The organism is Curvibacter fontanus (assembly GCF_054780335.1).
Genome location: NZ_BAAGWN010000045.1, coordinates 1 through 26,573 on the forward strand (window position 1 = coordinate 1; position 26,573 = coordinate 26,573).

The following is a 26,573-nucleotide window of genomic DNA, read 5'->3' on the forward strand; positions in this document are numbered from 1 at the left end:
CAGGCTGACGTTGCCGCGCTGCACGGGGAAGCAGTGTTCGATGCGTTTGAATTGCTCGGGTGTGATCTCCATGCCTGCAGTTTCGCATTCGATGACTCTCGACACAATTAGTGTTAACACGCCCTAGTGGATCTTGGGCGGCGACTGCTTGTCGTTGTCGATCAGCAGATCGAGCTGGGCCAAGGGATTGTTCTGCCGTTCCTGCACCTCGACGAAGTGCAGCAGGTCGACGTTCTTGATGAAACCGGCCGCCGAGTTCACCTCGAGCAGCTTCTCGGGCGCCATGGGGCGGGCCACGGCATAGCCCTGCACATAGTCCACCCCGATCTCGGCCAGGGCCTGGACCGTGGCGGCATCCTCGGCCCATTCGGCGATGGTCTTCATGCCCAGGTTGCGCGCCAGGTTGACGATGGCTTCGACGATGGACACATTGGCCGGGTGCTGGTTCATGTTGACCACGAAGCTGCCGTCGATCTTGAGCAGGTCGGCCGGCAACTCCTTGAGGTAGGAGAAGGAGGTGTAGCCGGCGCCGAAATCATCGAGCGCCACCCGGGCGCCGTAGCCACGCACCTTGTCGATGAAACGGCGTGTGTTCTTCAGGTCGTGCAGGGCAATGCTTTCCGTGATCTCGATGCACAGGAAACTGGAGATATGGCTGCTACGGCGCAGCAGGTCGAACACTTCCTGCATGAACTCCTCGTCGTTGAGCGAGGCGCCGCTGAGGTTGATGCAGACGAATTGCGTGCGCAACAGGCGGCTGCGGTGTTCATCCAGCCAGGCCATGGTGGTGGTCAGCACCCAGCGGTCGATCGTGCTCATGCGCCCGCTGTCCTCGGCTGCCGCAATCACGCGGCTGACCGGCACCTGCTGGTCCTGCGCATCACGCATGCGCAGCAGAACCTCGAAATTCAAGGCATCGTTCGGGCGGGACAGCGACATGATGGGCTGCATCTCCAGGTACAGGCCGGCGATGGTGTCGCTGGCGGAGATCTCGCCGATCAGCCGGATTTCGGCCTGGTGCTCCTTGAAGGCCGGGGAGTTCTGCTCGTACACGACCAGCCCACGGTACTGGCCGGTCTTGGCTTCGCGGCAGGCGCGATCGGAGGTGGAGAGCACCTCCTTGAACTGCGTGCCCGGGCTGACCTCGATCAGGCCGATGGAGCCGCGTACATAAAAGGCCTTCTCGCCGACGCGGAAGGGCTTTTCGTCGATGCTGTCGATGATGCCGCGGGAAATCACCGTGGCCAGCGGCATGCGGGTGTCAGGCAGCAGGATGACGAACTCGTCGCCGCCGACCCGGCCCAGGCGCATATGTGCGGCCAGCAGGCTGTTGACGCGGTGGCAGACCTGCCGCAGCACCTCGTCGCCGGCGTTGTGGCCGTAGAGATCGTTGATCAGCTTGAAGCGGTCGAGGTCCAGGTAGGCCAGGGCCAGGGGGCGCGCATCATCGATGGCGGCCGCCGCTTCGTTGAAGGCCTTCTCGACACCGCGGCGGTTCAGCACTTTGGTCAGCGCATCGTTGTCGGCCAGGAAGTTCAGTTCCTCGGCGGCGATGGACTTGTCGGTCACGTCCTGCAGGGAGCCCTCGATCTTGTCGCCGGCCAGGGCGGCCTTGACCAGATAGCGCCGCGGCGCCTCGAACCCGGTCACATCCATCTGGCTGCGGATCTCGATATCGCCGTCCGGCCGGTTCTGCGCCAGATCGAGCAGCGCGCTCCAGATGTCGGCGCCGAAATACTGCTGCCAGGTGTTGTGCGTGGTCTTGAAGGCACGCGGCCCCAGCATCTTGCGCAGGGCAGGGTTGATGCTGGTGAAACGCCCCTGCAGGTCCAGTGTGAACATGCCGATGGGGATGGCGTCGTAGGTGTGCTGGAGCTGGGCTTGCGCCGCGAGGCGGGCGCGGTGCTCCTGTCGCATCTGTTCAGCAATGGCCAAAGAAATCAGAAGCGCCGAAGCCAATGTGACAATCACCGTGTTCAGAGACTCATCCAGTCCCTTGACCCCCATGGATGCAGCAAAGATATCGAACAGCGTCGATATCATGGTGACGCCAAGTGAAGCCGCATAAAGCAAGGCAACCCGATTGCGATTCACAATCACAATCCGCGCCAGGACATAAACGAAGAAGGGCGCCCATACGGCCCCCAAGACCCACATCGTGGGCAGGAATATGTTTCGGGGCAGGAAAACGGCCGCCACAAAAAGCATCACGCAGAGCCACTGGAGAATCGTGATCGGAAGCGCATAACGTAATCTACGAAGATCCTCCATGAACAACTCTTTGAAGAGAGTCACCGTCAGCAAAGCCCACGCCGCACGGGTAAATGAACGTCCTTGGGACAACCAGTCAGGCGGCACGGCATGGTTCAGCCACTGATGATCCCAGCCGCCCGCGGTGGCGCTAAGCCGTACGGTCACGATCAGCCACGCTGCGAAAACCAGATAGAGACGCTGTCGATTCAGGATCGCGGTGATCAGGACGAAAACGGCCAAAACCAGTATCCCGCCGTCGATCAGGCCGGATTTGCGGTGGTAGTCACGAATTGCGATGTCGAACCTGTCACGATCCCACAATTCCGCACTCAATCTGGCGGGCCCGACAAATGAACCGCGGCAGATCACGTCCTGCAAGGACGCCGGGATAGGCATCGCATGCCCCGCCATGGCGCGATAGATCGTCTGCTCAGGGCTGTGGCCCGTTGTGCCTCCCGTTGTGCCTCCAATAGGACGGAGGCCTTGCCCCTCCCAGCATTGAATGTCTACCGCATGCTTGGACGGGAATTCGATCAGCCGGGGCTGCGGGCTCGAACCCCGGTCCGGAATCTCAAAACCGAACCAGATCGGAAGTTCGGACAGGTTCGTTTTGTAGAAACTGCTCGTTGGCGCTGTGGCCAGACGGTTCCTGGCCTCTTCCACTGTCAACTGGGACCCTGTTGGCTCAAGCACGCGGAGCTCAAGCTGGACCTCGGATTCACTGCGGTAGAGATCTTGCCAAATGAAAAGCGCGGCAAACGACACCAAGGCAATCGCAAGAGGAACCACATAGAACGCGATGGCGTTGGATAGACGGTCCAAGCCCCGGGAAATTGCGTTGGCTATGGATAGCAGCCCTTGTGACAGTGCTGTCAAGATCGGTTCCCTTGTTTATTGTTCCATTCCAACGCCAGGAACGGACTGGCCCGGAAGTCCACATCATCAATCGATGGATTCCGGGCGTTAGGATAGCGCGATCTCGACGCGTTTGGCTATGTTTTCAAGAAAATTAGCCCCCCGCACCTGCCGAATGTTGTGCGAAAGTCGTGTTGAACTTTTCCCCATCGCCACTCCCGCTAAGCGGCTCCAGGCAACTGCGCTGGATGTCGGGATGCTGCGTGTAGAAGAAGAATTCCAGAAGCGGATTGTTGCTTGCGACCAGTCGATCATGAAAGGCCCGGATCTCGAGTCCCAATACGCGGTGCGGGATGTTGTTCTGCTTCGGCAGAAAGGTCTTGCCCGGAAGCACGTCTGCAAGGGTGAGTTGTTCGTACATGCGGTCTAGTGGCGGCCTGGCACCCACAAGGATCCAGTCTATGTGATTGTGTGCGCAGTACTGGTACACCGCCTTCAGAAGCAACATCCGGACCAGACGGCCGGGCAGGCCCTGGGCCACCCCCAGGCGCCGAACTTCCGCAATTGTCTTGTTGCGTAGCCCATCGGGCAAAGCGACAAATTGCTCCAAATTCAAGGGATTGATCCGATTCGTCTGGATACGCACCGTCCCCAATGCAGATCCATCCACTTTGGATTCAGCGATCAGCAAGACCACCCCATCTTCCGTGTCGTCCCGTTCGGGCGTCTTGAGAGACTCGGCGACCAAGGGCAAATGCCGGGCATAGGCCCGTTGACGTACTTCGACAACCTTCTTCAGATCGTCCGTATTGGTCACCTGGCGCACCGTGAATGGCAGATTTTGCACGTTCGCCGGCACGGCCTGATCCTCTTCGGGTTCCAAATAGGCAGGCGGGATGGTCATGGATCGAACGGAGACTTCAGTTCCCAGAAAATTGGTCGACATAAGTGGATGCCTCGGGCTAAGGTTATTGCCCGTCTGGCTGAGTCCAGCTCCTTTCCCCACGGACATGCCTCACTTTATGCCCTTGCTGTTAAAAAATTGAGTCGGAATTTGCCTGATCCTGATGTCAGAATTTGTCTGACAAGGTCTGCAGCGGCTATGGCACACTCGCTGACTTTGTAGCCATGGACCGGCTTCGGGACCGGTCAATTGTCAGAGCGTCATGCAGAAAATCATCGCGCAGATCGCGCAGGAAATCCGGGTTCGGGAACAGCAGGTCGAGGCCGCCGTGGCCTTGCTGGACGGGGGGGCCACGGTGCCCTTCATCGCCCGCTATCGCAAGGAAGTCACGGGGGGGCTGGACGACATCCAGCTGCGTGAACTGGAAACCCGGCTGGCCTATCTGCGCGAGCTGGAAGAGCGCCGGACCGCCGTGCTCAAAAGCATAGCGGCGCAGGGCAAGCTCAGCCCCGAGTTGCGGGCCGCCATCATGGCCGCGCCGACCAAGCAGGAGCTGGAAGACCTCTACCTGCCCTATAAGCCGAAGCGCCGCACCAAGGGCCAGATCGCCCGTGAAGCGGGCCTGGAGCCGCTGGCCGACAAGCTGTTTGCCGATCCGACGCTGGACCCGGCTACCGAGGCACAGGCCTTCGTCCTGAAGGACAAGACCGAGGCTGGCGACGATTTCACCACCGTGGCTGCCGTGCTCGACGGCGTGCGCGACCTGCTGTCCGAACGCTGGGCCGAGGACGCGCCACTGGTGCAATCCCTGCGCCAGTGGCTCTGGCAGGAAGGTTTGTTCCAGAGCAAGCTGGCCAGCGGCCGGGACGAGAGCAACGTGGACGTGGCCAAGTTCCGCGACTATTTCGACTACGACGAGCCCATCGGCCGCGTGCCTTCGCACCGCGCGCTGGCCGTGTTCCGCGGCCGTGCGCTGGAGTTCCTGGACGCCAAGCTGGTGCTGCCCGAGCCGGAGGCGGGTTCTCTTGCCAAGCCCGGGCCGGCCCAGCCCTCGATCGCCGAGGGCAAGATCGCCCTGCACCTGGGCTGGAGCCACAGGAACCGCCCCGGCGACGAGCTGATCCGCAAATGCGTGGCCTGGACCTGGCGCGTCAAGCTCAGCCTCTCGACCGAGCGCGACCTCTTCGCGCGACTGCGTGAGGAGGCCGAGAAGGTGGCCATCAAGGTCTTCGCCGACAACCTGCGCGACCTGCTGCTGGCCGCGCCGGCCGGCCCGCGCGTGGTCATGGGCCTGGACCCGGGCATCCGCACCGGCGTCAAGGTCGCTGTGGTCGACGCGACCGGCAAGCTGGTGGACACGGCTACCGTTTACCCGCACGAACCCAAGCGCGACTGGGAGGGCTCCCTGCATACCTTGGCGCGTCTGGTCGAGAAACACGGCGTGAACCTGATCGCCATCGGCAACGGCACGGCCAGCCGCGAAACCGACAAGCTGGCCGCCGATCTGATCAAGCTGGCGGCTAAGGTGGACAAGCAAATAGAGAAGGTCGTGGTCAGCGAGGCCGGCGCCTCGGTCTATTCGGCCAGCGAATTCGCCAGCCAGGAAATGCCCGACGTGGACGTGAGCCTGCGCGGCGCGGCCAGCATCGCGCGCCGCCTGCAGGACCCGCTGGCCGAACTGGTCAAGATCGATCCCAAGTCGATCGGCGTGGGGCAGTACCAGCACGACGTGAACCAGAGCGAGCTGGCGCGCAGCCTGGACACCGTGGTGGAAGACTGCGTGAACTCGGTGGGTGTGGACCTGAACACGGCCAGCATGCCGCTGCTGTCGCGCGTCTCCGGCCTGTCGGGCACCGTGGCCAAGGCCGTGGTGCGCTGGCGTGAAGCCCATGGCGCCTTCCGCAGCCGGCAGGACCTGCTCAAGGTCACCGGCCTGGGCGCCAAGACCTTCGAGCAGAGCGCCGGTTTCCTGCGCATCCGTGGGGGTGACAACCCGCTGGACATGACGGGCGTGCACCCCGAAACCTACCCGGTGGTCGAAAAAATCATGGAAAAGACGGGCAAGCCCGTGGCCGAACTCATGGGCCGTGCCGAGATGCTCAAGACTCTCAGGCCCGAACTCTTTGCCAACGAAGCCTTCGGTGTCATCACCGTCAAGGACATTCTGGGTGAGCTGGAAAAACCCGGCCGCGACCCGCGCCCCGATTTCAAGGTGGCGCGTTTCAACGAGGGCGTGGACGACATTAAGGACCTGACCGAGGGCATGGTGCTCGAGGGCACGGTCAGCAATGTGGCCCAGTTCGGCGCCTTTGTGGACCTGGGCGTGCACCAGGACGGCCTGGTCCATGTGAGCCAGCTGGCCCACAAGTTCGTCAACGATGCCCGCGAGGTGGTCAAGACCGGCGACATCGTCAAGGTCAAGGTGCTGGAAGTGGACGTGGCGCGCAAGCGCATCGGTCTGACCATGAAGCTGGACGCCACAATGACCCGGCGCGATGCCCCGCGTGAGAACCGCTACGAGGGGGCAGGGCGGGGCCAGCAACAGCCGCGCCGCGACAACGGCCCGGCGCCGCAATCGGCCATGGCCTCGGCCTTCGCCAAGCTCAAGCGCTGAGGACGGCGGTTCCGTGAAACCGGTCCGCGAGCGACCGGTTTCGGGGTTTCCTCTCGACGAGAGACGGCGCGGCGCGACATAATGGCGGCATGAGCACGAACGAGCACCGGAGACCGCCCGCATGGAGTTGACTGCCCTGCTGGCTTCGCCCATCGTGCTGCCCAGCATCCCCAAGGTGATCGCGCTGCTGCTCAGCGAACTCGATCGCGAGGTGCCCGATCTCAAGAACATCACCCAGCTCATCAGCACCGACCCGGCCCTGACCACGCGTGTGCTGCAGACGGCCAACACCCCGCTGTTCAAGCTCTCGGGCAAGGTCAACAGCGCTGCCGAGGCCCTGGCCCTGCTGGACCTGGCCCACATCCGTCAGATGGCGTCCGACGCCGCCTCGTCCGCGTCGCTCAAGGGTATTCCGGGCGTGAACCTGCCGCAGTTCTGGGCCTACAGCCTCAATGTGGCCAAGCTGGCCCGCTCCCTGGCCGGTGTGACGCGGCAGAACCAGGGTGCGGCCTTCACCTGCGGGCTGATCCACGCCATCGGCGAACTGGTGATGCACGCCGGCATGGCGGCGGAGATGGCCCCGCTCAACAAGGAACTCGGTCCGCTGGACCTCAAGCGTGCCAAGGCCGAGTACCTGCAATTCGGCTACAACTATGCCCATGTGGGCGGGGCCTATGCCCGCCAGTGGCGCTTTCCCCAGCCCATCGCCGATGCGCTGGAACACCAGTACGCACCGTTTTCCGGCAATGTCTACGAGCCCCTGGCCGGCGTGATCCACCTGGCCACCTGGCGCGCCCGCGCCAAGGAAGCCAAGCTCAACGAACGGGCCCTGGCCGTGTCCTTCCCGGGCGAGGTGGGCGAAGTGCTGCATCTCGACATCGACATGGTGTTGCAGCAGGACCCCTTCGACTGGTCCGCGCATACCTGATTGCCATTCTTTTCCGATTTCCCTGCATGCAAGCATTGAGTCTGTACGCCGGGCCAGCGGCCCGTGAGCACATCCGCCAGCACGGCCTGCTGCCCGGCCACATCCGCACCATCCCTGCGGCCGCCGGCGGCCCCAAGGGCCTGATCCTCGGGCCGCTGGACCAGCACCTCTTCGGGCAGTGGCTGCCGCAGTCGCAACAGCCCGTGGACCTGGTGGGAGCCTCCATCGGCGCCTGGCGCATGGCCACGGCCTGCCTGGACCAGCCCGTGGCCGCCTTCGAGCGCCTGGAGCACGACTACATCCATCAGCACTATGAACTGTCCCCGGGCCAGAGGATGCCGCCGGCCCGGCTGGTGAGCGAGGAGTTCGGGCGCAATCTGCGCAGCTTCTACGGCGGCCGGGTGCATGAGGTCTTGCGGCACCCGCGCTACCGGCTGCACATCGTCACCTCGCGCGGCCGCCATATGCTGGGCCGCGAGCACCGCCTGCGCACGCCGCTGGGTTACCTGGGCGCCTTCCTGAGCAACAGCGTGCAGCGTCGCGCCATGGGCGCCTGGCTGGAGCGCACCGTGTTCTCGGCGCCCGATGCGTCGGGGCTGGGCAAATCCGCGCTGCCCTTCGCCACGGGCGACTACCGCACGCGCCAGCTCGCGCTGGACGAGGCCAATTTCTACCCGGTGCTGCAGGCCAGCTGCTCCATCCCCTTTGTGCTGCAGGCCGTGCACGACATCCCGGGCGCGCCGCCCGGCGCCTACTGGGACGGCGGCATCACCGATTACCACCTGCACCTGAACTACGCCGCCGCCCAGGGCCCCGGCCTGGTGCTGTACCCGCATTTCCAGCGTGCCGTGGTGCCGGGCTGGCTGGACAAGGCGCTCAAGTGGCGCCACCGCGCCACGCATTTTCTGGACAATATGCTGCTGCTGGCGCCCCACCCGGAGTGGATCAAGACCTTGCCCAACGGCAAGCTGCCCGACCGCAAGGACTTCACGCACTACGGCAATGACCTGGCCGGCCGCGTGCAGGCCTGGAGCCGGGCCGTGCAGATGAGCCGGCAGCTGGCCGAGGAATTCCAGGCCTGGCTGGAACGGCCGGACCCGGCGCGGCTGCAAGCCCTGTGAACGTACCAACCCGAGGACGCCCCATGTACAAGACGATCATTGCCCTGACCACCCTGATGCTGCTGACGGCCTGCTCACCCGAGATCGGCAGTCAGGCCTGGTGCGACGGCATGAAGGACAAACCGAAGGGCGACTGGACGGCCAACGAGGCCACCGACTACGCCAAGCACTGCCTGTTCAAGTAAGCCAACAGACCGAGCGCCTCACATCGCCTGTTCAAGCAGGGTGAGGTAATCCTCTGCGCTGGCGATGCGCGGGTTGGTCTTGTGGCAATGGTCGGCCAGGGCGCCGGTGACGATCTGCCCGAACTGGTTTTCGCTCACGCCCATGGCGCGCAGGCCCGTGGGCAGGCCCAGACGGGCGTTCATGTCCCGAATGGCCAAGGCGATATCTCCCGCCGTGTCCAGGTTCATGGCCTGGGCCATGCGCAACAGACGGCTTTCCTTCTGGATCGACTCGGCACCCGCATTGAAGTTGACGACGGCCGGCAGGAACATGGCGTTGAGCGTGCCGTGGTGCAAACGCGGGTCCACGCCGCCCAGGCTGTGGCTCAGGGAGTGCACGCAGCCCAGGCCTTTCTGGAAGGCCATGGCCCCCTGCATGGAGGCGCTCATGAGGTTCAGGCGTGCCTCGCGGTCGCTACCGTCCCGGGTGGCGCGCTCGATATGGGCCCAGGCGCGCTGCAGACCGTCCAGGGCGATGCCGTCGGCCGGCGGATTGAAGGCGGGCGCCATGAAGGTCTCCATGCAGTGCGCGATGGCGTCCATGCCGGTGGCGGCCGTGAGCTTGGGCGGCAGGCCCAGGGTGAGCTCGGGGTCGCAGATGGCCGTCCTGGGCACCAGGTGCCAGGAGTGGAAACCCAGCTTGCGGTGGTCGTCCACGATGAGGATGGCGCCGCGCGCCACCTCGCTGCCCGTGCCGGCCGTGGTGGGCACGGCGATCAGCGGGGCCACGCGCTCCGTGATCCTGGTGGAGCCGCCTTCGATGGTGGCGTAGGTCTTGAGCGGGCCTTCGTGTGTGGCGGCGATGGCCACGCCCTTGGCGCAGTCGATGGCGCTGCCGCCACCCACGGCGATCAGGCCGTCACACCGCTGCGCCTTGTAGAGGGCGGCAGCGGCGCGCACCGCAGCCTCGGTGGGATTGGACGGGGTCTGGTCGAACACGGCCACGGGCAGGCCGGGCAGGGCGTCCAGCGCCTTCTGCAGCAGGCCTGCGGCCTTGACGCCGGCATCGGTCACGATGAGGGGGCGGCTGATGCCGTTGCGTTCGCACTCGGCCTTGAGCAGCTTGATCGCGCCGAAATCGAACTGGATCTGGGTGACGTAGTAGATGAGGGCCATGGTGCGCTGTCTCCGCGGTGTACGATTTGGCAGCCACTTTAGCAAGCAATTCACCCCGGATGAGTCACCAACGCAACCCGCGCACCCTGCTGACACCGGCCATGCGCAACGTCCTGGACCGCATGGCGCGCACCCGGCAACTCCCGCTGCACGCGCTGACGCCGCAGCAGGCCCGCCAGGTCTATGAGGTGGGCTCGGGCATGCTGGACGTCCCGCCCCACAAGCTGGCGCGCGTGCAGGATCTGCAGATTCCGTCCCGGGACGGGCAGGGCCTGCCGGCCCGGCTTTATGCGCCGACGCAGGAGCTGCTGCCCGTGCTGGTGTACTTTCACGGCGGCGGCTTCACCATCGGCAGCGTGGCCACGCATGACAGCCTGTGCCGCCAGCTCGCCCATCTGGCCCGGTGCGCCGTGGTTTCGGTCGATTACCGGCTGGCGCCCGAGCATAAATTCCCCACGGCCACCAACGACGCCTGGGATGCTCTGCACTGGCTGGCCAAGCGGGCCGGGGCCCTGGGCCTGGACGGCAGCCGCATCGCCGTGGGCGGCGACAGCGCCGGCGGCACCCTGGCCGCCGTCTGTGCCATCAAGGCGCGCGACGCCAGCCTGCCGCTGGCCCTGCAACTGCTGTTCTACCCGGGCTGCGCCGCACACCAGGACACGCCCTCGCACACCACCTTTGCCGAAGGTTTCGTGATCGAGGAAACGCACATCACGTATTTCTTCAACCATTACATCAACACCCCGGCCGACCGCGACGACTGGCGTTTCGCGCCGCTGCTGGCGCCCGACGTGGACGGCGTGGCGCCGGCCTGGATCGGCCTGGCCGAATGCGACCCGCTGGTGGACGAGGGACTGATGTATGCCGACAAGCTGCGCGCTGCCGGCGTGGCCGTCGATCTGGAGATCTACCGCGGCATGGTCCACGAGTTCATCAAGATGGGCCGCGCTATTCCCCAAGCCCTGCAGGCCCATGCCGACGCCGCCCGCGCCCTGAAACACGCTTTTGGCACACCCTGATCCATGACCCAGCACACCACGACCCGCGCCAACTTCCGTTTTTTCCACCCCCTGCGCGTGCGCTGGGCCGAGGTGGACATGCAGAAGATCGTCTTCAACGCGCATTACCTGATGTACTTTGACACGGCCATCAGCGACTACTGGCGCGCCCTGGCCCTGCCATACGAGGCGGCCATGGAACATCTGGGCGGCGATCTTTACGTGAAAAAAGCCAGCCTCGAATACCACGCCTCGGCGCGTTACGACGACCAGCTGGCCATCGGCCTGAGATGCGAACGCATCGGCAACTCCTCCATCCAGTTCCGTGGCGGCGTGTTCCGCGGCGAACAGTTGCTGGTCGAAGAGGAACTGGTCTACGTCTATGCGAACCCGGCCACACAGACATCGAAGCCGGTGCCGCAGGCTTTGCGCGACACCCTGATGGGGTTCGAGGCGGGGGAGGCCATGGTGGCCATCCGCCTGGGCGCCTGGGCCCAGCTGGGCGAAACGGCCCGCCGGGTGCGCACCGAGGTCTTTGTGCAGGAGCAGCAGATCCCGCTGGAACTGGAATGGGACGAGGACGATGCCACCGCCCTGCATGCGGTGGCCTGCAACCGGCTGGGCATGCCGGTGGCCACGGGCCGCCTGCTGCAGCACGGGCCGAAGGTCGCCAGGATCGGCCGCATGGCGGTGAGCCGCGTGCTGCGTGGCAGCGGCCTGGGCCGGGACATCCTGCGCGCGCTGATGGACGCGGCCCGCCAGCGCGGCGACCACCGCGTGGTCCTGCACGCCCAGCGCAGCGCCGAGGGTTTCTACCGCCAGCTGGGCTTCGAAGGGCAGGGTGAGCCCTTCGAGGAAGCCGGCATCCCCCATCTGGAGATGCATCGGGAGCTGACATGAGCCGCTGGTCAGCCAGCCTGCGCTGGCCTGCCGGCGCCGATGGTGTGGTCCTCGTGCTGGCCGCCATGCTCCTGCTGGCGCCGGCCCTCGGGGTCCCCAGTGAGCTGGTACTGCAGGACACCTTGAAATCGGCCCTGGTGGCCTTTGCCGCCCTGGGCGCGGCCCTGCTGCTGTGCTGGCACAACTTGCGAACGCCGCAAGCGCTGCGCTGGCATTCGCTGCTGTGGCTGCCCCTCCTGCTGCTGGCCTGGGCCCTGGGCAGCATGGCCTGGTCACACACCTATCTGGCCGGGGTGGAGGCGGTGCGATGGTTCATCTTTGCGTTGCTGCTGTGGCTGGGTCTCAACACCCTGACGCTGGAGCGTCTGACCCTGCTGGCCACGGGCATCCACTGGGGCGCGGTGCTGGCTTCGCTCTGGGTGGCGCTGCAGTTCTGGCTCGATCTGCGCTGGTTCCCGCAGCTGCCGCCACCGGGTTCGACTTTCCTGAACCGCAATTTCTACGCTGAATACGTGCTCAGCACCCTGCCGTTCTCGGTGCTGCTGGCGGCGCAGGCGCAGGGCAGGGCCCAGATCGCGCTGCGGGTGTTCAGCGTCACGTTCAATGCGCTGGCCCTGCTGCTGACGGGCACGCGTTCGGCTTTGCTGGCCCTGCTGGTGCTGGCGCCCGTGCTGGTTTTCATCCTGTGGCGCTACCGCGGGCGTCTGGCGTTGGCACGCTGGCCGCGCGCCGACCGGATGCTGGCCGGCGCCATCGTTCTGGGCACGCTGCTCGGGCTGGGCAGCCTGCCGACCGGCAACCCCTATCTCGCCAGCGAGGGCCTGGGGCTAACGGCGCTGGAACGCGCCTTTGTCCGGGGCCAGTCCCTGGCCGTGACCGCCGAATACAGCACAGGCTCGCCCAGCGTGCGCCTGCAGATGTGGCAGGCCACGCTGCGCCTGATCGCCGATCGTCCGCTGACGGGCGTTGGTGCCGGCGCCTGGGAGGTGGAAATTCCCCTGTACCAGGCGGCCGGTGCCCAACTGGAAACCGATTACTACGTGCACAACGAATACCTGCAGCTGTTGGCCGAGTACGGCGCCGCCGGCTGGGTCTTCTCCCTGGCGCTGGGCTTCTACCTCTTGCGCGCCGCGCGCCGGACCTGGCAGGAAAAGACCGCAGAGGCAGCCGATCCGCAGGAATGGCCCTGGCGCGCCATGCTGCTGGCCAGCCTGCTGGGGCTCTTCATCGTCAGCGGCGCAGGCTTTCCCTGGCGACTGGCGGGCGCAGGCGCCCTGTTTGCGCTGAGCCTGGGCGCGCTGGCGGCCTCCGACCGGCGCCTGTGGCCCGATACCGCTGCCGCGGTCTTGCCCCGCCCACTGGGGTTGCGCCTGTCGCTGCTGGCCCTGACCGGGGCACTGCTGCTGGCGTTGGGACTCAGCGTGCTGGCCGTGGCCGCGGAAACCCGCCTGGTACGTGCCGCGCAGCTGGCCTACGCGATCTCCTCGACCGGCGCCCCGGACGATCCGCGCTGGAAGACCACACGCCAGGAAATATTGCGCCTGGTGCGCGAGGGCGTGGCCCTGCATCCGCACTACCGCAAGATCACACCCCTGGTGGCTGACGAACTCGCTGCCTGGGGTGACTGGGAGAACGCACGCTGGATCTGGGCTTCGGTGCTGGAATCCCGCCCCTATGTCGTGGCCCTGCTGGCCAATCTGGCCCGGGCCAGCATCCACCTGGGTGAGCTGGACCAGGCCCAGGCCTATTACGACCGCGCCCTGGCCCTCAGGCCGGATGCGCCCAGCCTGCGCTCGGTCGAAATCATGTTGCTGCTACGCCGTGGCCAGGACAGTCAGGCCTTGACCCGGCTGCGCGAGCACCTGACCACCGGCCAGGTCGAACCCGATCTGATCGAATACGCCTATGTGCTGGGTTTGCGGCACAAGGACTTTGCCCTGGCCCTGGCGTCGCAGCGCCTGCGACGCGAACTGTGGCCGGACACCCGCATCGACAGCTGGCTCAAGACCGCCATGGTCTATGCCGGTCCGGATCTGAAAGAGCGCAAACGGGCACTGGAAGCCTTTCAGGCCGCCTGGGAAGCGACCCCCGAGACCCTGAGGCCCCAGGTGCGCCAGATGGTGCCGCCGGACTACCGCGGTCAGCTGCGCTGAAGCCGCTCAGATGTCTTCGAGCAGCGCGTAGGGCAGGGGCAGCAGTTCCATCGCCGGCCCGCCGGCCTGACCCACCTGCAGGCTGGCGCCGGTGGCCGAGGTCTGCAGTGAAACGATGGCATCAAAGCCGCCGCCCGGCGCCGCCGCCGCCTGGGCCACGATGCCGCAGGGCTGGCTGGCATCGGCCGCATCGAAAATTTCCTGGCCAGCCTGCATACAGTCGGCACTGTGCGCCAGATAGCCGCGGCGCTTGAGCGTACCGCGGAACTGGCTGCGCGCGACGACCTCCTGGCCGGGGTAGCAGCCCTTCTTGAAATTGACGCCGCCGATCGATTCGTAGTTGAGCATCTGCGGCACCAGGGCCTCGAAGAGGGGCTGGCTCACGGTGGCCACGCCGCTGCGCACCTCGCCCCAGAGCCAGTCCTCGTGGCGCAGGGCCGGGCCGGCGGGCAGCGGCGTACCGGCTGGCGCCACCCAGAGCGCGCGCGGCACGCCGTCGGCCGGGTACAGGTGCACGAGGTGGGCGCCACCCAGTGCCTGGCTGGCCCAAGGCGGGGGCTCGCCGGGGGCCAGCGCTTGCAGCGCCGGCCCCGCCACGCCATGCAGGGACAGGCTGTCCGTGGCATCGCTGAGCTTGACCTTGGAGCGCAACACGAACATGGACAGGCGCTTGAGCGTGGACGCCAGCAGGTCGCGGCTGCAGACCAGCAGGATCTCGTTGTGGCTGCGCTTGAAGCCGATGAAGCTGGCCTGCATCCGGCCCTTGGCCGAGCAGAAGGCGGCCAGGCGGGCTTCGGACAGGCCCAGCAGGGAAAAGTCCTGGGTCAGCTGGCCATGCAGGAATTTGGCGGCGTCCTCCCCCTCGGCGCGTATCACACCAAGATGGGGCAGGGGGGCAAAGCCGTTCAGGACGAGAGGCATGGGGGTGAATTATCATCGTCCGCTGTACACATAGGATTCGTAGGGCTGTGAAATTCATCGCGTCGTTTTTGTTCCTGCTGGCCAGCCTGCTCTTTGCCGGCGCTGTCTGGTGGCTCCAGCAGCCCCTGGGCCTGAAGACCGAGACGGTGGAACTGACGGTCGAACCCGGCAGCTCCGCGCGCGCGGTGGTGCGGTCCCTGGTGCAGGGCGGGGTGCAGGTTGATCCGCAACTGCTCTACTGGTGGATCCGTCTCTCCGGCCAGGCGCGCCTGATCAAGGCGGGCAGCTACGAGATCGGTGGCGACCCGACGCCGCGCATCCTCGTGGCCAAGCTGGTGCGTGGAGAAGTGGCCCAGCGCAGTGTGACGCTGCCCGAGGGCCTGACCTTCGGCCAGTGGCGTGAACTGCTGCGCAAGGCCGATCAGCTCAAACCCGATATCCAGGAGCTGAGTGACACCGCCGTCATGGAAAAACTGGGCCGTCCGGGTCAGCATCCGGAAGGCCGTTTTTTCCCGAACACCTACGCCTATGCCAAGGGTTCGAGCGACCTGGCCCTGCTGCGCCGTGCCCTGCAGGAGATGGACCAGCGCCTGGCGGCTGCCTGGGCCCAGCGCGCGCCCGACAGCCCGCTCAAGAGCCCGGACGAGGCCCTGATCCTGGCCAGCATCGTCGAGAAGGAAACCGGCCGCCCCTCGGACCGCAGGCAGATTTCCGGGGTCTTCAACAACCGCCTGCGCATCGGCATGCTGCTGCAGACCGACCCCACCGTGATCTACGGCCTGGGCTCCAGGTTCGATGGCAATCTGCGCAAGCGCGACCTGCAGACTGACAGCCCCTGGAACACCTACACCCGCTCCGGCCTGCCACCCACGCCCATCGCCATGCCCGGCCATGACGCACTGCTGGCGGCCGTGCAACCTGCCCAGACCCGGGCCCTGTATTTCGTGGCCCGAGGCGACGGCACGAGCGAGTTCAGCGCGACGCTGGAAGAGCACAACCGCGCCGTGCGCAAATACCAGCTGGGACAGCGCTGAATGGCGGGGCTCTTCATCAGCTTCGAGGGCATCGACGGCGCCGGCAAATCGACCCATATCGAGGGCCTGGCCCAGGCCCTGCGCGCGCAGGGCCGCACGGTCACGCTCACGCGCGAACCCGGCGGCACCCCCCTGGCCGAAAAGCTCCGCACCCTGGTGCTCAACGACCCCATGGACGCGATGACCGAAGCTCTGCTGGTCTTCGCTGCGCGGCGCGACCACCTGCAGCAACTGATCGAACCCGCGCTGGCCCGTGGTGACGTGGTGCTGTGCGACCGGTTCACCGACGCCACCTACGCCTACCAGGGCAGTGGCCGTGGTTTCGATGCGCAGGTGCTGCGCGTGCTCGAAGCCTGGGTCCAGGCCATGCCGGCCAGCACAGCCCTGCGCCAGCCCGACCTGACCGTGTGGTTCGATCTGGACCCGGCCATAGCCGCGCGGCGCCTGACCGGCGCGCGCGCGCCCGACAAGTTCGAGGCACAACCGGTGGACTTCTTCCGCCGTGTGGCACAGGGTTATGCCCAGCGCATGGCCCAGGATCCACAGCGTTTTGTCCGCATCGACGCCGCGCAAAGCCGTGATGCCGTCTGGCAGGACGCACTGCAAGCCGTGAAAAACAGAGGGTGGCTGACATGAGTTCGCCGGCGCCATGGATTGCCTTGCAAACCCAACAGCTGCTGGCCCAGCGCGGCCATGCCTGGCTGCTGCAGGGTCCCTCGGGCCTGGGGCAGTACAGCCTGGGCCTGGCCCTGGTGCGGGCCTGGCTGTGCGAACAGGCGACGGAGCAGGGCGCCTGCGGCGCCTGCCCCTCCTGCCACGCCATTGATGTACGCACCCATGCCGACCTCTGCGTGCTCATGCCCGAGACCGTGATGCTGGAGCTGGGCTGGCCCCTGGACGAGAAATCCCAGAGCGACATCGACGACAAGAAGCGCAAGCCCAGCAAGGAAATCCGCATCGAGGCCATGCGCGACACCATCGAGTTCGCCCAGCGCACCAGCGCGCGCGGGCGCGGCAAGGCGGTGCTGGTCTACCCGGCAGAGCGCATGAACCATGTCACGGCCAATGCCCTGCTCAAGACGCTGGAAGAGCCGCCGGGCGCTGTGCGCTTCGTGCTCGCCAGCGAAGCCGCGCACCAGCTGCTGCCCACCATCCGCAGCCGCTGCCTGACCCATGCGATGAGCTGGCCGCAGGAACACGTGGCCTTGCCGTGGCTGCAGCAGCAGGGGATGACCGCCGACGATGCCCGCACCCTGCTGCGTGCCGCCGGTGGCCGGCCCGAGGATGCCCTGCTTTTTGCCGCTTCCGGGCGTGACCCCAAAAGCTGGCACAGCCTGCCGCGCGCCCTGCAGCGTGGTGAGCTTGGCGCCGTGGCCGACTGGAGCCCGGCCCAGCTGATCGATGCCCTGCACAAGCTCTGCCATGACCTCATGGCCCTGGGCACGGGCGCCGTACCGCGTTATTTCGAAAGTGGCGATCTGCCCTCTCCCCCGTCCTTGAGCGCGCTCAGTGCCTGGCAGCGCGAACTGGGGCGGGAAAGCCGCAGCGCCGAGCACCCCTTCAACACCGGCCTGATGATCGAAGCGCTTGTGAGCCGTGCCCAAACGGCCCTAAACTAGCTGCTTCCTGCACACGCACACCATGTCCACCGCCCCCAGCAACACCCCCCGGCCCAGTGTCATCCAGCTGGCCATCAAGGAAAAGGCTGCGCTTTATGCCGCTTACATCCCCTTGTTCACTGAGGGGGGCGTGTTCATCCCGACCACGCGCGAATACCACCTGGGCGATGATGTTTATGTGCTGATGTCGCTTCCCGACGACAACCAGCGCTACCCGGTCGCCGGCAAGGTGGCCTGGGTGACCCCGGCCAAGGCGGCCGGCACACGGACCCAGGGCGTGGGCGTGCGCTTCCCGTCCGACGAGAAGTCCCGCATGCTCAAGAACAAGATCGAAGAAATCCTGGGCTCACACCTGACCTCTGACCGCACCACGCAGACCATCTGAGGCCTGCCGGGCGCTGCGCCTCAGGCGATTTCCGTGCCCTTTTGCCATGTACACCGATTCCCATTGCCATCTGACCTTCCCGGAACTGAGGGAAGACCTGCCACGCATCCGCGAGGCCATGGCCGCAGCACAGGTGACGCGCGCCCTGTGCATCTGCACCACGCTGGAAGAGTTCGCCGATGTACACAGCCTGGCCCTGCAGCACGACAACTTCTGGGCGACGGTCGGCGTGCATCCGGACAACGAGGACGTGACCGAGCCCACGCTGGACGATCTGCTGACCCGTGGCGGCCTGCCGCGCGTGATCGGCATCGGTGAAACCGGGCTGGACTACTACCGCCTGGGTGAACGCACCGTGGCCGACATGGCGTGGCAGCGCCAGCGTTTTCGCACCCATATCCGGGCCGCGCGCCAACTGGCCAAGCCCCTGGTCATCCACACCCGCAGCGCCTCCGACGACACGCTGAGCATCCTGCGGGAGGAAGGCGAAAACGGCTCGTCAGGTTCGGCCGGCGGTGTTTTTCACTGCTTCACGGAGACCATGGCCGTAGCTCGCGCGGCGCTGGACCTGGGTTTCTACATCTCCTTTTCGGGCATCCTGACCTTCAAGAATGCCGCCGACCTGCGTGAAGTGGCCAGCTTCGTGCCCCTGGATCGCATGCTGATCGAGACCGACAGCCCTTATCTGGCGCCGGTGCCGTACCGTGGCAAGACCAACAACCCGTCCTACGTGCCATACGTCGCACAGCTGATCGCGCAACTGCGCTCCTGTCCGGTCGAGACCGTGGCCGACCTCACCAGCCGCAACTTCGAACGCCTGTTTTCCTCCTACTCCAGCAGCACGGCGCAAAGCTGAGTCGCCCCCGTCCGGGACAACGCCGGCTGGCACGTCTCAGCCGATCTGTAACAGGATCTCGGCGTTTGTAACGTCACTTGTTTCAAGGCTGGTGCAAATGTAAAAAACTGTAGTCTTGCTTGGACCCCCTCCAGCCACGGCGCAAGATTTTTCAAGTTGTTGCGAAGATGGGCCGGCAGCAAAAAAATCAGTAACAAAGGCTCGTCACGTCTTGGCCTTCAATTCGGGGAGGTGGCTGTGAGCAGTGAAATGCACCCAGGGGACACGGAGGGCAGATATCCTCGCCCGCCCGCCCTCATGGCGGAAGGTTCGCCGTCGGTACGCAAGCAGGAAGCCGCCGGTCCCGCGCTCAAGCTGCTGGTCCGTGGGCTCGAACGCGACGAGCGCCAGTTGCTCGACGGCCTGGTCCGGGTATCCCTGCGACGCTCACCGCGCCTGGAAATCCTGGAGGAACGGGAGGCCGTCCGGGCAGACGTGGTCCTGATCGGCGCCGACGACAGGGCCGCCGTCGGCTGGGCCAGGCAGCAACCCTGGCTCGAAAACAAGGCCGTGATCTGGATCGGTGGCAGCGGCCCGGTGCCGGTCGGCCATACGATCATCCGCCGGCCCGTGCAATGGTCCATCCTGCCCATCCTGCTGGCACGCGCACTTGAAAACAGCCCCGGCGCTCCACCGGTCTCCCAGGCCGCCCCGCTGGATGCCACGCACAGGACCTTTCGAGGGGGGTTCTCCGATCGTCCCATCCTGGTGGTTGACGACAGCCTGGCCGTTCGCAACCATCTGCGCTCCCTGCTGGAAGCCGGCGGCTTCGCCGTGAGTGAAGCCGACAGCGTGACCTCGGCGCTCAGGATCCTGACGCACGAGCGGATGGACTGCGTGCTGATGGACGTGCTGATGCCCGGACTCGACGGTTATGAAGGATGCCGCCAGATCAAGTCCATGCTGCGCGGCGGTCACGCCGTGCCCGTGGTCATGCTGACCAGCAAGTCCTCCCCCTTTGACCGCATTCGCGGAAAGATGGCCGGTTGCGATGCCTATCTGACCAAACCCATCGACCCCCAGCATCTCGGCGATGTCCTTGCCGTGCATCTGCCCAATTGAATCCCCATCCCAGGAGTACGCACCATGGCCCGCAACATCCTCATCGTCGAAGACAACCCGGTAGACCGTCAGCGCCTCGAAAAACTGCTGGGCGAAGCCGGTTACATGGTGGCCACGGCCACCGACGGCGTCCAGGCCGTGGCATCTGCCAAGCGCAGCAAGCCCGACGCCATCCTGATGGACATCAATATGCCGGAGATGGATGGCTATGCCGCCACCCGCGCACTGCAGGGCGATGTCCAGACCAAGGACATCCCGGTGCTCCTGGTCTCGGCCAAGAACCAGAAAGCCGACAAGGCCTGGGGACAGATGCTCGGTGCCAAGGGCTATGTCACCAAGCCGTTCAGCGATGAGCAATTGCTGTCGCAGGTCCGAGCCCTGCATTGAGCACCAGGCCCCTGCGCATCCGCATCAGATCAAAGGGAGAGCATTCCATGGGAAGAAAAATCCTCATCGTCGATGACCTGCAGGCCGATCGCGCCAATCTCGAGCGCATCGTCTCGGAGGCCGGCCACCAGCCGCTCCTGGCGGAGAATGGCGCCACAGCGCTGGAGCGGGCCAGGCGCGACAAGCCCGACCTGATCCTGATGGACATCAACATGCCGGAGGTGGACGGCTTTGCCGCCACGCGCATGCTCAAGGCTGATGAGTCGACCAGGAACATCCCTGTGGTACTCGTCTCGGTCAAGAACCAGAGGGCCGACATGGCCTGGGGCCAGATGCTGGGCGCCCGGGGCTACATCACCAAGCCCTACAGCCGCGAGCAGATCCTGGCGCAACTGGCCTGAGCGGCAAGACCATGCAGCAAGCCATGAACGACCTGATGGCAAGCTCCGGGCAGCCGCTGCTGCCACCCACCGAGGCGCTGCGCCGCGGCTTCCAGTTTGAGGGCACAGATCCGATCGGTAGGGCACTGGCAGTCGCCTGCACCACCTCCGGCGCCAGCGCGGCCGGGGCAAGCGAGATTCAGCAGCGCGAGGGGTTTTTCATCGGCCATCTCGGGCTGATGATCCGTTACGAAGACGGCAGCGAACTGTCCGACATGCCTGCGACCTACCAGTTGCCCAATGCACCGGACTGGTTTACCGGTATCGCCAATCTGCATGGCCTGCTGGTCCCCGTCTTTGACCTGGCGAGTTATCTGGGCATCGAACACCAGCAGAGCGCAAAGCCCATGCTGCTGGTGCTGGGGCATGGCGCCGATGCCGCCGGCGTACTCATCGATGGCCTGCCTCTGCGCCTGCGTTTCACGCCCGGCGATCGTGCGGAAGGCGCCCCGGTGCCGGCCCTGCTGGAAGCCTGCGTGCATCAGACCTGCTGGGCGGCCGAACGCACCTGGATGGACCTGCTGGTGCCGGTCCTGCTGGGCCAGTTGAGCGACGAGCTGGCGGCCACAGGCCAGCAGCCGAACCATGACCGCCCCTTTCATGTTTGAACCAACGGGAGTGCCGTGATGACATTGAACCTGACAATCCGAACCAAGGTGCTGGCCGGCTTCAGCCTGCTGCTGCTCCTTTCCGCCGCGTTCGCCGTGGTGGCCACCTGGCAGGTGAACACGTTCCAGCGCCTGCAGGCGCTGACCGAGGCCAAGTTCTCGATCATTGCGCAGGCGGAGAATTCCGTCTGGGAGTTGCGTTCCGGCTTCCCCCTGTACATGACGAGTCCCGATGCGAAACGGCGTCAGAGCATCAGTGACAAGAACCCGCAACACATCCGGGACGTGGAGCAGGGCCTGCAAGCCTATTCGGAACTGCCCAATCTGACGGAAGAAGAATCGGAAAAGCTGAAGCAGACGAGGGTGTTTCTTGCGGAGTACGTGTCCAAGCAGCCCTTGCTTTTCGGCATGTTCGATGAAGGCAAGGTGGACGAAGTCCAGGAGATCCGTCTCAAATGGACCACCCCCGGTGCGATTGCCACCGTCAAGGGGATCACCGATTTGCGCAAGCTGGCGCAAAAGAACAACGAAGAGAGCATTGCACAAATCCACTCGACGGCCAACCGCCTGATGGGGCTGACCGGCCTGCTCCTGGCGCTGTTCGGTATCGGCACGGCCCTGTACGTGTACCGCGGCATCAGCCGTCCACTCAAGGATCTGCAGGACACGGTCGAGCGCGTACGCGCGGGTGAAGAACTCAAGGAATCCGAAGGCGTGAAATCCCAGGACGAGCTGGGCGCCATCTGGCGCACGGTGCACGGTCTTCTGAAGGAGCGTCGTGACGCTCAACGGAAAGCCGAGGCGGAGAACGACCGTCTGAACCAGTCGGTCATCTCGATTCTGGAGTCGGTGCATCAACTGTCGCAGCGTGACCTGACCGTGAAAGCGCCGGTCACGGAGGACGTGATCGGCACCGTTTCCGACTCCATCAACTCCCTGACAGCCGAAACCTCCAAGGTGCTGCAGGGTGTGAGCCAGATTGCCGGCCACGTGGCCCAGGCCTCGGACAAGGTGCGTAGCCAGGCCGAAATGGTGTCGAAAACAGCCGCGGACGAACGCACCAGCGTAGGCAAGATGGTCGAATCGCTGACCAACGCAACGCAGACCATGAACCAGGTGGCCGCACTGGCAGAGCAGTCCAATGCATCCGCCAACAAGGCCACGGCCGTGACCGATACCGCGCTGGAAACGGTGAACGGCACGGTCAAGGGCATGGAGTCGATCCGCGAAACGATTGCCGAAACGGAAAAACGCATCAAGCGCCTGGGCGAACGTTCGCAGGAAATCTCCGGCATCGTGAACCTGATCAATACCATTTCGGAACGTACCCATGTACTGGCGCTCAATGCGTCCATGCAGGCCGCGGTGGCCGGCGAAGCCGGGCGCGGTTTCGCGGTGGTGGCGGAAGAGGTGCAGCGACTGGCCGAGAGTTCGCGGACGGCGACGCAGCAGATCAGCACGCTGGTGAACAACATCCAGCTCGAAACCAATGAAACCATCAGCACGGTGAACCGCACCATCGGCCAGGTGGTGCAAGGCTCCGAACAGGCGCAAAAGGCCGGTGAGCAAATGCGCATGACCCAGCAGATCACCGGCGAACTGGTGGCCCAGGTGAAGCGGATTGCCGAAATGTCCGAGCAGCAGCGTGAGATGTCGGCCAACCTGCTGGCCTCGGTACAGCACATCGGCCTGAGCACGGAGCGCACCGCCGATCAGATCTCGGCCCAGAACCGGGAAACCGAGACGCTGCTGCAGTCGGCGCGCCGCCTGGTGGAGTCGGTCAACGTGTTCAAGCTGCCGAAGATGGCCTGAAACAAGCCCGTATGGCATTCCCGAGGAGGCAACGCCCGTGAAGCTGAACGACCTGATCGATGCGCTGGCCGCCGAGATCGAACTCGCCGGCCCCCAACTCGACCGCGACCTGGACGAGTTGGCTTCCCTGGATGCCGCCGACCAGGCCTTCCTGGTGGCGCTGGATGAATACAGCAGCCTGGCGCAGCGCATGGGCGAGGCCGCCGAAATGGCCGGGTTTCCCGGCCTGCAGGCCGTCTGCAACCATGTGCTCGAAAACACGCTGGCCCTGCCGGGACTGGCAAGCCATGAACGCGGCGACATGATCGGGTTCCTGCGTGCATGGCCGCCGCTGATCATCTACTACCTGCGCAATATCTCCGACCCGACGACGGCGGCGGGACTGGTGGACCACCTGGTGCGTGCGCCGTATGCGCTGGGCGAGGAGCAGGCGCTGAAGATCATGCACATGCTGGGCGCCATGCCGCTGCAGGTGCAGCAGCCCGGCCGGGGGGATGGCCAGCTGGCACGCACGGTGCTGGCAACGCCGGAGGATGTGGCGCTGCAGATCCCGGCCGATGTGGACTCCAGGCTGCTGGAGGGCTTCTTTCACGAGGCGCCCGACCAGGCCCGTTATCTGGTGGACCTGTCACGCAAGATGGCGCAGGGGCAGGGCGACACTTCGGACCTGGTGGCAGCACGGCGCATGGCACACACCCTCAAGGGCTCCGGCGCCATCATCGGCCTGCGCGGCCTGGCATCGCTGGGGCACCATTTCGAGGACATCCTGGACCACTTCGAAGGCCAGGGCGGGGTGGTCGCCAAGCCGGCGGCGGACACCTTGCTGGATGCGGCCTACTGCCTGGAGCAGATGGTCGGCCATGTCAGCGGAACGGATGATTACCCCCAGCAGGCGCAGGAGGTGCTGCAAAGCGTCCTGGACCTGGCCAACCGCATCGACCGTGGCGAAGTCATCGACCAGGCGCTGTCGCGCTCCACCTCCCTCATGCTGCCCGGCACATCAATGCCACAGATCCCTGCCCGCAGCAATGCGGCTGAATCTGAGTCCCGGCAGGCCATTGCGCCATCGCACGAAGGCCCGTCATCCACCGCGCGCAATGCCACGGCCCTGCGCGTCAGCGTGCAGCAGGTCGACGAACTGTTCCGCGTTTCCGGCGAGGTCTCGGTCAACAGTGCGGTGCTGGAGTCCCGCATCAAGCGTCTGACCGAGCATGCCCGCGAATTGCTCAACCAGAACCTGCGCGTGCAGAAACGCCTGTTCGAACTGGAGACCCTGGTTGACGTGCGTGCCCTGAGCATGATGCGCGCCCGCACGCGCCGAGCCGACGAAGCGGCCTTCGACCCGCTTGAGATGGACCAGTACAGCGAGCTGCACAGCACGACGCATGCGCTGATGGAGGAATCCGCCGACGCCCGAACACTCGCTTTCCGGCTGGAGGAGGATATTTCCCAGCTGACAGGTGTGCAGTCGCTGCAACAGCGTCTGTCCAAGGAGCTGCAGCATCTGGTCATCCGGACCCGGATGAACCAGGCCGGCATCCTGGAGCCACGCCTGCAGCGCAATGTGCGTGCCACCTGCCAGGCCACCGGCAAACAGGCGACGCTGGGCATCAAGGGCAGCGAGGCATTGATCGACGGCGACATGCTCAACCGTCTGGCTGAGCCGCTGCTGCACCTGTTGCGCAATGCCGTTGACCACGGCCTCGAGTTGCCCGAGGAGCGCCGGGCCGCCGGCAAGGATCCTGTCGGTCGCATCGAACTGGCCTTCTCACGCCAAGGCCAGCAGGTGGTGCTTCAATGCAGCGATGACGGACACGGCCTGGATCTGGCGGCCATCCACCGGCGCGGGATGGAACGGGGACTTGTCAGCGCGGATCAGGTGCTGGCAGACGAAGAGCTGGTACGCCTGATCCTGCTGCCCGGCTTCTCGACACGCGATGCCGTGAACGAGGTGTCGGGCCGCGGTGTGGGCCTGGATGTGGTGCGGGACTGGATCAACGCCATGAATGGCTCCATCCACATCAGCACACGGGCAGGGCAGGGCTGTACTTTCGAACTGCGCTTTGCCGCTTCGCTGTCAACCATGCAATCGCTGGTGGTGGAAGTCAGCGGCCAGCGCTTCGCATTGCCTTCACTGCATATCGAACAGGCCATCCCGCGGGGCATCGGGAAGTTCGAACGCGCAGGCGACAAACTGGTCTACCACCACGGCAAGCGGGTGCTGAGCGGGCGACTGCTGTCCGAACTCGCGGGCTTGGCCGTCGACAGCGAGAAATCGCTGGATGACTACGATGCCGTGGTCATCCGGGTGGACAACAGGACCCATGTGCTCGGTGTGGACCGCCTGATCGACTCCCGTGAGCTGCTGGTCAAGAACCCGGGGCGGTTTGCACGCCACATCCGCGGCGTGGCCGGACTGTCCATCCTTGGCGATGGCAGCGTGGCCGTGAACCTGGACACGAGCCAGCTGTTTGCCGGCGAGAGCCTCCAGCGCCAGGTGAAAAGTCTGCGCTCGTCCAGCGCCGGTGCGCCGCTGCAGCAAGACTCGCCGGGCGTGCTGATCGTCGACGATGCCCTGTCCGTCCGGACATCCCTGATGCAACTGGTGCAGGATGCCGGGTTCCGGGTGCAGGCGGCGCGCGACGGCATCGACGCCATCGACACCCTGGGCTCCTTCAATGCGGACATTGTGCTGACCGACCTGGAAATGCCGAACATGAACGGCATCGAACTGACCAGCCACATCCGCAATCGCGATGACCTCAAGTCGGTGCCGGTGATCATGATCACGTCCCGCTCCCAGGAAAAACATCGCCGGCTGGCCGAGCAGGCCGGGGTCAGCAGCTATATCACGAAGCCCTACAACGAGGGGGATTTGCTGCAGACCATACGTGAGGCGCTCGCAGCATGAAGATGCGGGGCGACTTCGTGCTGTTGCGCGCCGATTCGCTGCGCCTGCTGGTGCCGCAGCGCGACGTCACATCGACCGGATACATTGATCGGATGCCTGGTGCGACGGCCGAGCCGGGGATCTTTGTGCTCGGGGATGACCCCGGCGCGGCGCAAGTGGTGCTGGCGCTGTCGGAGCGGATGGACAGGCTGGACAGTTTTCCGCCGGACCGCATCCTGCTGACCCTTTTCACCGGCCCCACTCGGACAGCCGCACTGGCCTGGACAGAAGTCCGCGTTCTCATCGATGCGGAGCTCGAGTTTCACGCCCTGCCGGCCATCCTGCGTGGAGGCGGGGGCTTGATCGACGCCTATGTCGAGATCGACAAGGAACTGGCGTTCTGTACAACGGTGCAGCGCATGCTTCCCGAGATGCGGACACATCCGGACTGAGC

General features: G+C 65.3%; 24 protein-coding genes and 1 pseudogene. 20 read left to right on the forward strand and 5 right to left on the reverse strand.

What is annotated here, in order from left to right:
- Nucleotides 1-123 precede the first annotated feature (123 nt).
- Nucleotides 124-1,917: a putative bifunctional diguanylate cyclase/phosphodiesterase gene (locus ACYVH8_RS15655; protein ID WP_460489843.1), complete on the reverse strand. Its 1,794-nt coding sequence runs from the start codon at nt 1,915-1,917 to the stop codon at nt 124-126.
- A gap of 63 nt (nt 1,918-1,980) precedes the next feature.
- A pseudogene (locus ACYVH8_RS15660) lies at nt 1,981-2,478 on the reverse strand (7TM diverse intracellular signaling domain-containing protein); the annotation flags it as partial.
- Here ACYVH8_RS15660 and ACYVH8_RS15665 point away from each other — a divergent pair.
- Nucleotides 2,362-2,607, forward strand: coding sequence for a hypothetical protein (locus ACYVH8_RS15665; protein WP_460489846.1), 246 nt, complete (start codon nt 2,362-2,364; stop codon nt 2,605-2,607). The pseudogene ACYVH8_RS15660 and the gene ACYVH8_RS15665 sit on opposite strands and share 117 nt — an antisense overlap.
- Nucleotides 2,608-3,262: 655 nt before the next feature.
- Here ACYVH8_RS15665 and ACYVH8_RS15670 read toward each other — a convergent pair.
- Complete coding sequence (locus ACYVH8_RS15670; RefSeq protein ID WP_460489741.1) at nt 3,263-4,012, reverse strand: N-acyl amino acid synthase FeeM domain-containing protein; 750 nt, start codon at nt 4,010-4,012, stop codon at nt 3,263-3,265.
- A gap of 262 nt (nt 4,013-4,274) precedes the next feature.
- On the opposite strand from ACYVH8_RS15670, the gene ACYVH8_RS15675 reads away from it, so the two are divergent.
- The 4 genes from ACYVH8_RS15675 (at nt 4,275) to ACYVH8_RS15690 (ending at nt 8,860) form a co-directional block, all read left to right on the forward strand.
- The gene (locus ACYVH8_RS15675; RefSeq protein WP_460489742.1) at nt 4,275-6,626 is read left to right on the forward strand and encodes a Tex family protein; all 2,352 of its coding nucleotides are present in this window, start codon (nt 4,275-4,277) and stop codon (nt 6,624-6,626) included.
- Between the two features lie 121 nt (nt 6,627-6,747).
- The gene (locus ACYVH8_RS15680) at nt 6,748-7,554 is read left to right on the forward strand and encodes an HDOD domain-containing protein (RefSeq protein WP_460489743.1); all 807 of its coding nucleotides are present in this window, start codon (nt 6,748-6,750) and stop codon (nt 7,552-7,554) included.
- Between the two features lie 26 nt (nt 7,555-7,580).
- Nucleotides 7,581-8,675 (forward strand): phospholipase, encoded by a 1,095-nt coding sequence (locus ACYVH8_RS15685; RefSeq protein WP_460489744.1) that lies wholly within the window; start codon nt 7,581-7,583, stop codon nt 8,673-8,675.
- Nucleotides 8,676-8,698: 23 nt separating this feature from the next.
- On the forward strand, nt 8,699-8,860 hold the full coding sequence (locus ACYVH8_RS15690; protein WP_460489745.1) for a DUF3012 domain-containing protein: 162 nt from the start codon (nt 8,699-8,701) through the stop codon (nt 8,858-8,860).
- Nucleotides 8,861-8,878: 18 nt separating this feature from the next.
- On the opposite strand, the gene ACYVH8_RS15695 is transcribed toward ACYVH8_RS15690, so the two are convergent.
- Entirely contained in the window at nt 8,879-10,015 is a 1,137-nt protein-coding gene (locus ACYVH8_RS15695) for an iron-containing alcohol dehydrogenase (RefSeq protein WP_460489746.1), read from the reverse strand.
- A 59-nt stretch (nt 10,016-10,074) separates the two neighbouring features.
- Here ACYVH8_RS15695 and ACYVH8_RS15700 point away from each other — a divergent pair, with 59 nt between their 5' ends.
- Genes ACYVH8_RS15700 through ACYVH8_RS15710 form a run of 3 tightly spaced genes read left to right on the forward strand, consistent with a single transcriptional unit; the run spans nt 10,075 to nt 14,066 of the window.
- Complete coding sequence (locus tag ACYVH8_RS15700; protein WP_460489747.1) at nt 10,075-11,034, forward strand: alpha/beta hydrolase; 960 nt, start codon at nt 10,075-10,077, stop codon at nt 11,032-11,034.
- Between the two features lie 3 nt (nt 11,035-11,037).
- The gene (locus ACYVH8_RS15705) at nt 11,038-11,913 is read left to right on the forward strand and encodes a YbgC/FadM family acyl-CoA thioesterase (protein WP_460489748.1); all 876 of its coding nucleotides are present in this window, start codon (nt 11,038-11,040) and stop codon (nt 11,911-11,913) included.
- Complete coding sequence (locus tag ACYVH8_RS15710) at nt 11,910-14,066, forward strand: O-antigen ligase family protein (protein WP_460489749.1); 2,157 nt, start codon at nt 11,910-11,912, stop codon at nt 14,064-14,066. The genes ACYVH8_RS15705 and ACYVH8_RS15710 overlap by 4 nt, the downstream gene beginning before the upstream one ends.
- Nucleotides 14,067-14,072: 6 nt before the next feature.
- On the opposite strand, the gene ygfZ is transcribed toward ACYVH8_RS15710, so the two are convergent.
- Nucleotides 14,073-14,987 carry a CAF17-like 4Fe-4S cluster assembly/insertion protein YgfZ gene (ygfZ, locus tag ACYVH8_RS15715; RefSeq protein WP_460489750.1) on the reverse strand — a complete coding sequence of 305 codons (915 nt, stop codon included), beginning with the start codon at nt 14,985-14,987 and terminating at the stop codon, nt 14,073-14,075.
- Between the two features lie 47 nt (nt 14,988-15,034).
- On the opposite strand from ygfZ, the gene mltG reads away from it, so the two are divergent.
- The 12 genes from mltG (at nt 15,035) to ACYVH8_RS15775 (ending at nt 26,571) form a co-directional block, all read left to right on the forward strand.
- Entirely contained in the window at nt 15,035-16,021 is a 987-nt protein-coding gene (gene mltG, locus ACYVH8_RS15720; RefSeq protein WP_460489751.1) for an endolytic transglycosylase MltG, read from the forward strand.
- Nucleotides 16,022-16,657: a dTMP kinase gene (gene tmk, locus ACYVH8_RS15725; RefSeq protein ID WP_460489752.1), complete on the forward strand. Its 636-nt coding sequence runs from the start codon at nt 16,022-16,024 to the stop codon at nt 16,655-16,657.
- Nucleotides 16,654-17,640: a DNA polymerase III subunit delta' gene (locus ACYVH8_RS15730; protein WP_460489753.1), complete on the forward strand. Its 987-nt coding sequence runs from the start codon at nt 16,654-16,656 to the stop codon at nt 17,638-17,640. The genes tmk and ACYVH8_RS15730 overlap by 4 nt, the downstream gene beginning before the upstream one ends.
- A 22-nt stretch (nt 17,641-17,662) precedes the next feature.
- Nucleotides 17,663-18,025: a PilZ domain-containing protein gene (locus ACYVH8_RS15735; protein WP_460489754.1), complete on the forward strand. Its 363-nt coding sequence runs from the start codon at nt 17,663-17,665 to the stop codon at nt 18,023-18,025.
- A 46-nt stretch (nt 18,026-18,071) separates the two neighbouring features.
- Nucleotides 18,072-18,881, forward strand: a complete 810-nt coding sequence (locus tag ACYVH8_RS15740; protein WP_460489755.1) for a TatD family hydrolase — start codon at nt 18,072-18,074, stop codon at nt 18,879-18,881.
- A 297-nt stretch (nt 18,882-19,178) separates the two neighbouring features.
- The gene (locus tag ACYVH8_RS15745) at nt 19,179-19,982 is read left to right on the forward strand and encodes a response regulator (protein WP_460489756.1); all 804 of its coding nucleotides are present in this window, start codon (nt 19,179-19,181) and stop codon (nt 19,980-19,982) included.
- A 24-nt stretch (nt 19,983-20,006) separates the two neighbouring features.
- Nucleotides 20,007-20,369 (forward strand): response regulator, encoded by a 363-nt coding sequence (locus tag ACYVH8_RS15750; protein ID WP_460489757.1) that lies wholly within the window; start codon nt 20,007-20,009, stop codon nt 20,367-20,369.
- 47 nt (nt 20,370-20,416) lie between these two features.
- Nucleotides 20,417-20,770 carry a response regulator gene (locus ACYVH8_RS15755; RefSeq protein ID WP_460489758.1) on the forward strand — a complete coding sequence of 118 codons (354 nt, stop codon included), beginning with the start codon at nt 20,417-20,419 and terminating at the stop codon, nt 20,768-20,770.
- An 11-nt stretch (nt 20,771-20,781) separates the two neighbouring features.
- Nucleotides 20,782-21,417, forward strand: a complete 636-nt coding sequence (locus ACYVH8_RS15760) for a chemotaxis protein CheW (RefSeq protein ID WP_460489759.1) — start codon at nt 20,782-20,784, stop codon at nt 21,415-21,417.
- An 18-nt stretch (nt 21,418-21,435) separates the two neighbouring features.
- Nucleotides 21,436-23,229 carry a methyl-accepting chemotaxis protein gene (locus tag ACYVH8_RS15765; RefSeq protein ID WP_460489760.1) on the forward strand — a complete coding sequence of 598 codons (1,794 nt, stop codon included), beginning with the start codon at nt 21,436-21,438 and terminating at the stop codon, nt 23,227-23,229.
- Between the two features lie 37 nt (nt 23,230-23,266).
- The gene (locus ACYVH8_RS15770; protein WP_460489761.1) at nt 23,267-26,140 is read left to right on the forward strand and encodes a hybrid sensor histidine kinase/response regulator; all 2,874 of its coding nucleotides are present in this window, start codon (nt 23,267-23,269) and stop codon (nt 26,138-26,140) included.
- Nucleotides 26,137-26,571: a hypothetical protein gene (locus tag ACYVH8_RS15775; protein ID WP_460489762.1), complete on the forward strand. Its 435-nt coding sequence runs from the start codon at nt 26,137-26,139 to the stop codon at nt 26,569-26,571. Before ACYVH8_RS15770 ends, ACYVH8_RS15775 begins: the two co-directional genes overlap by 4 nt.
- The last annotated feature ends 2 nt before the right edge of the window (nt 26,572-26,573 follow it).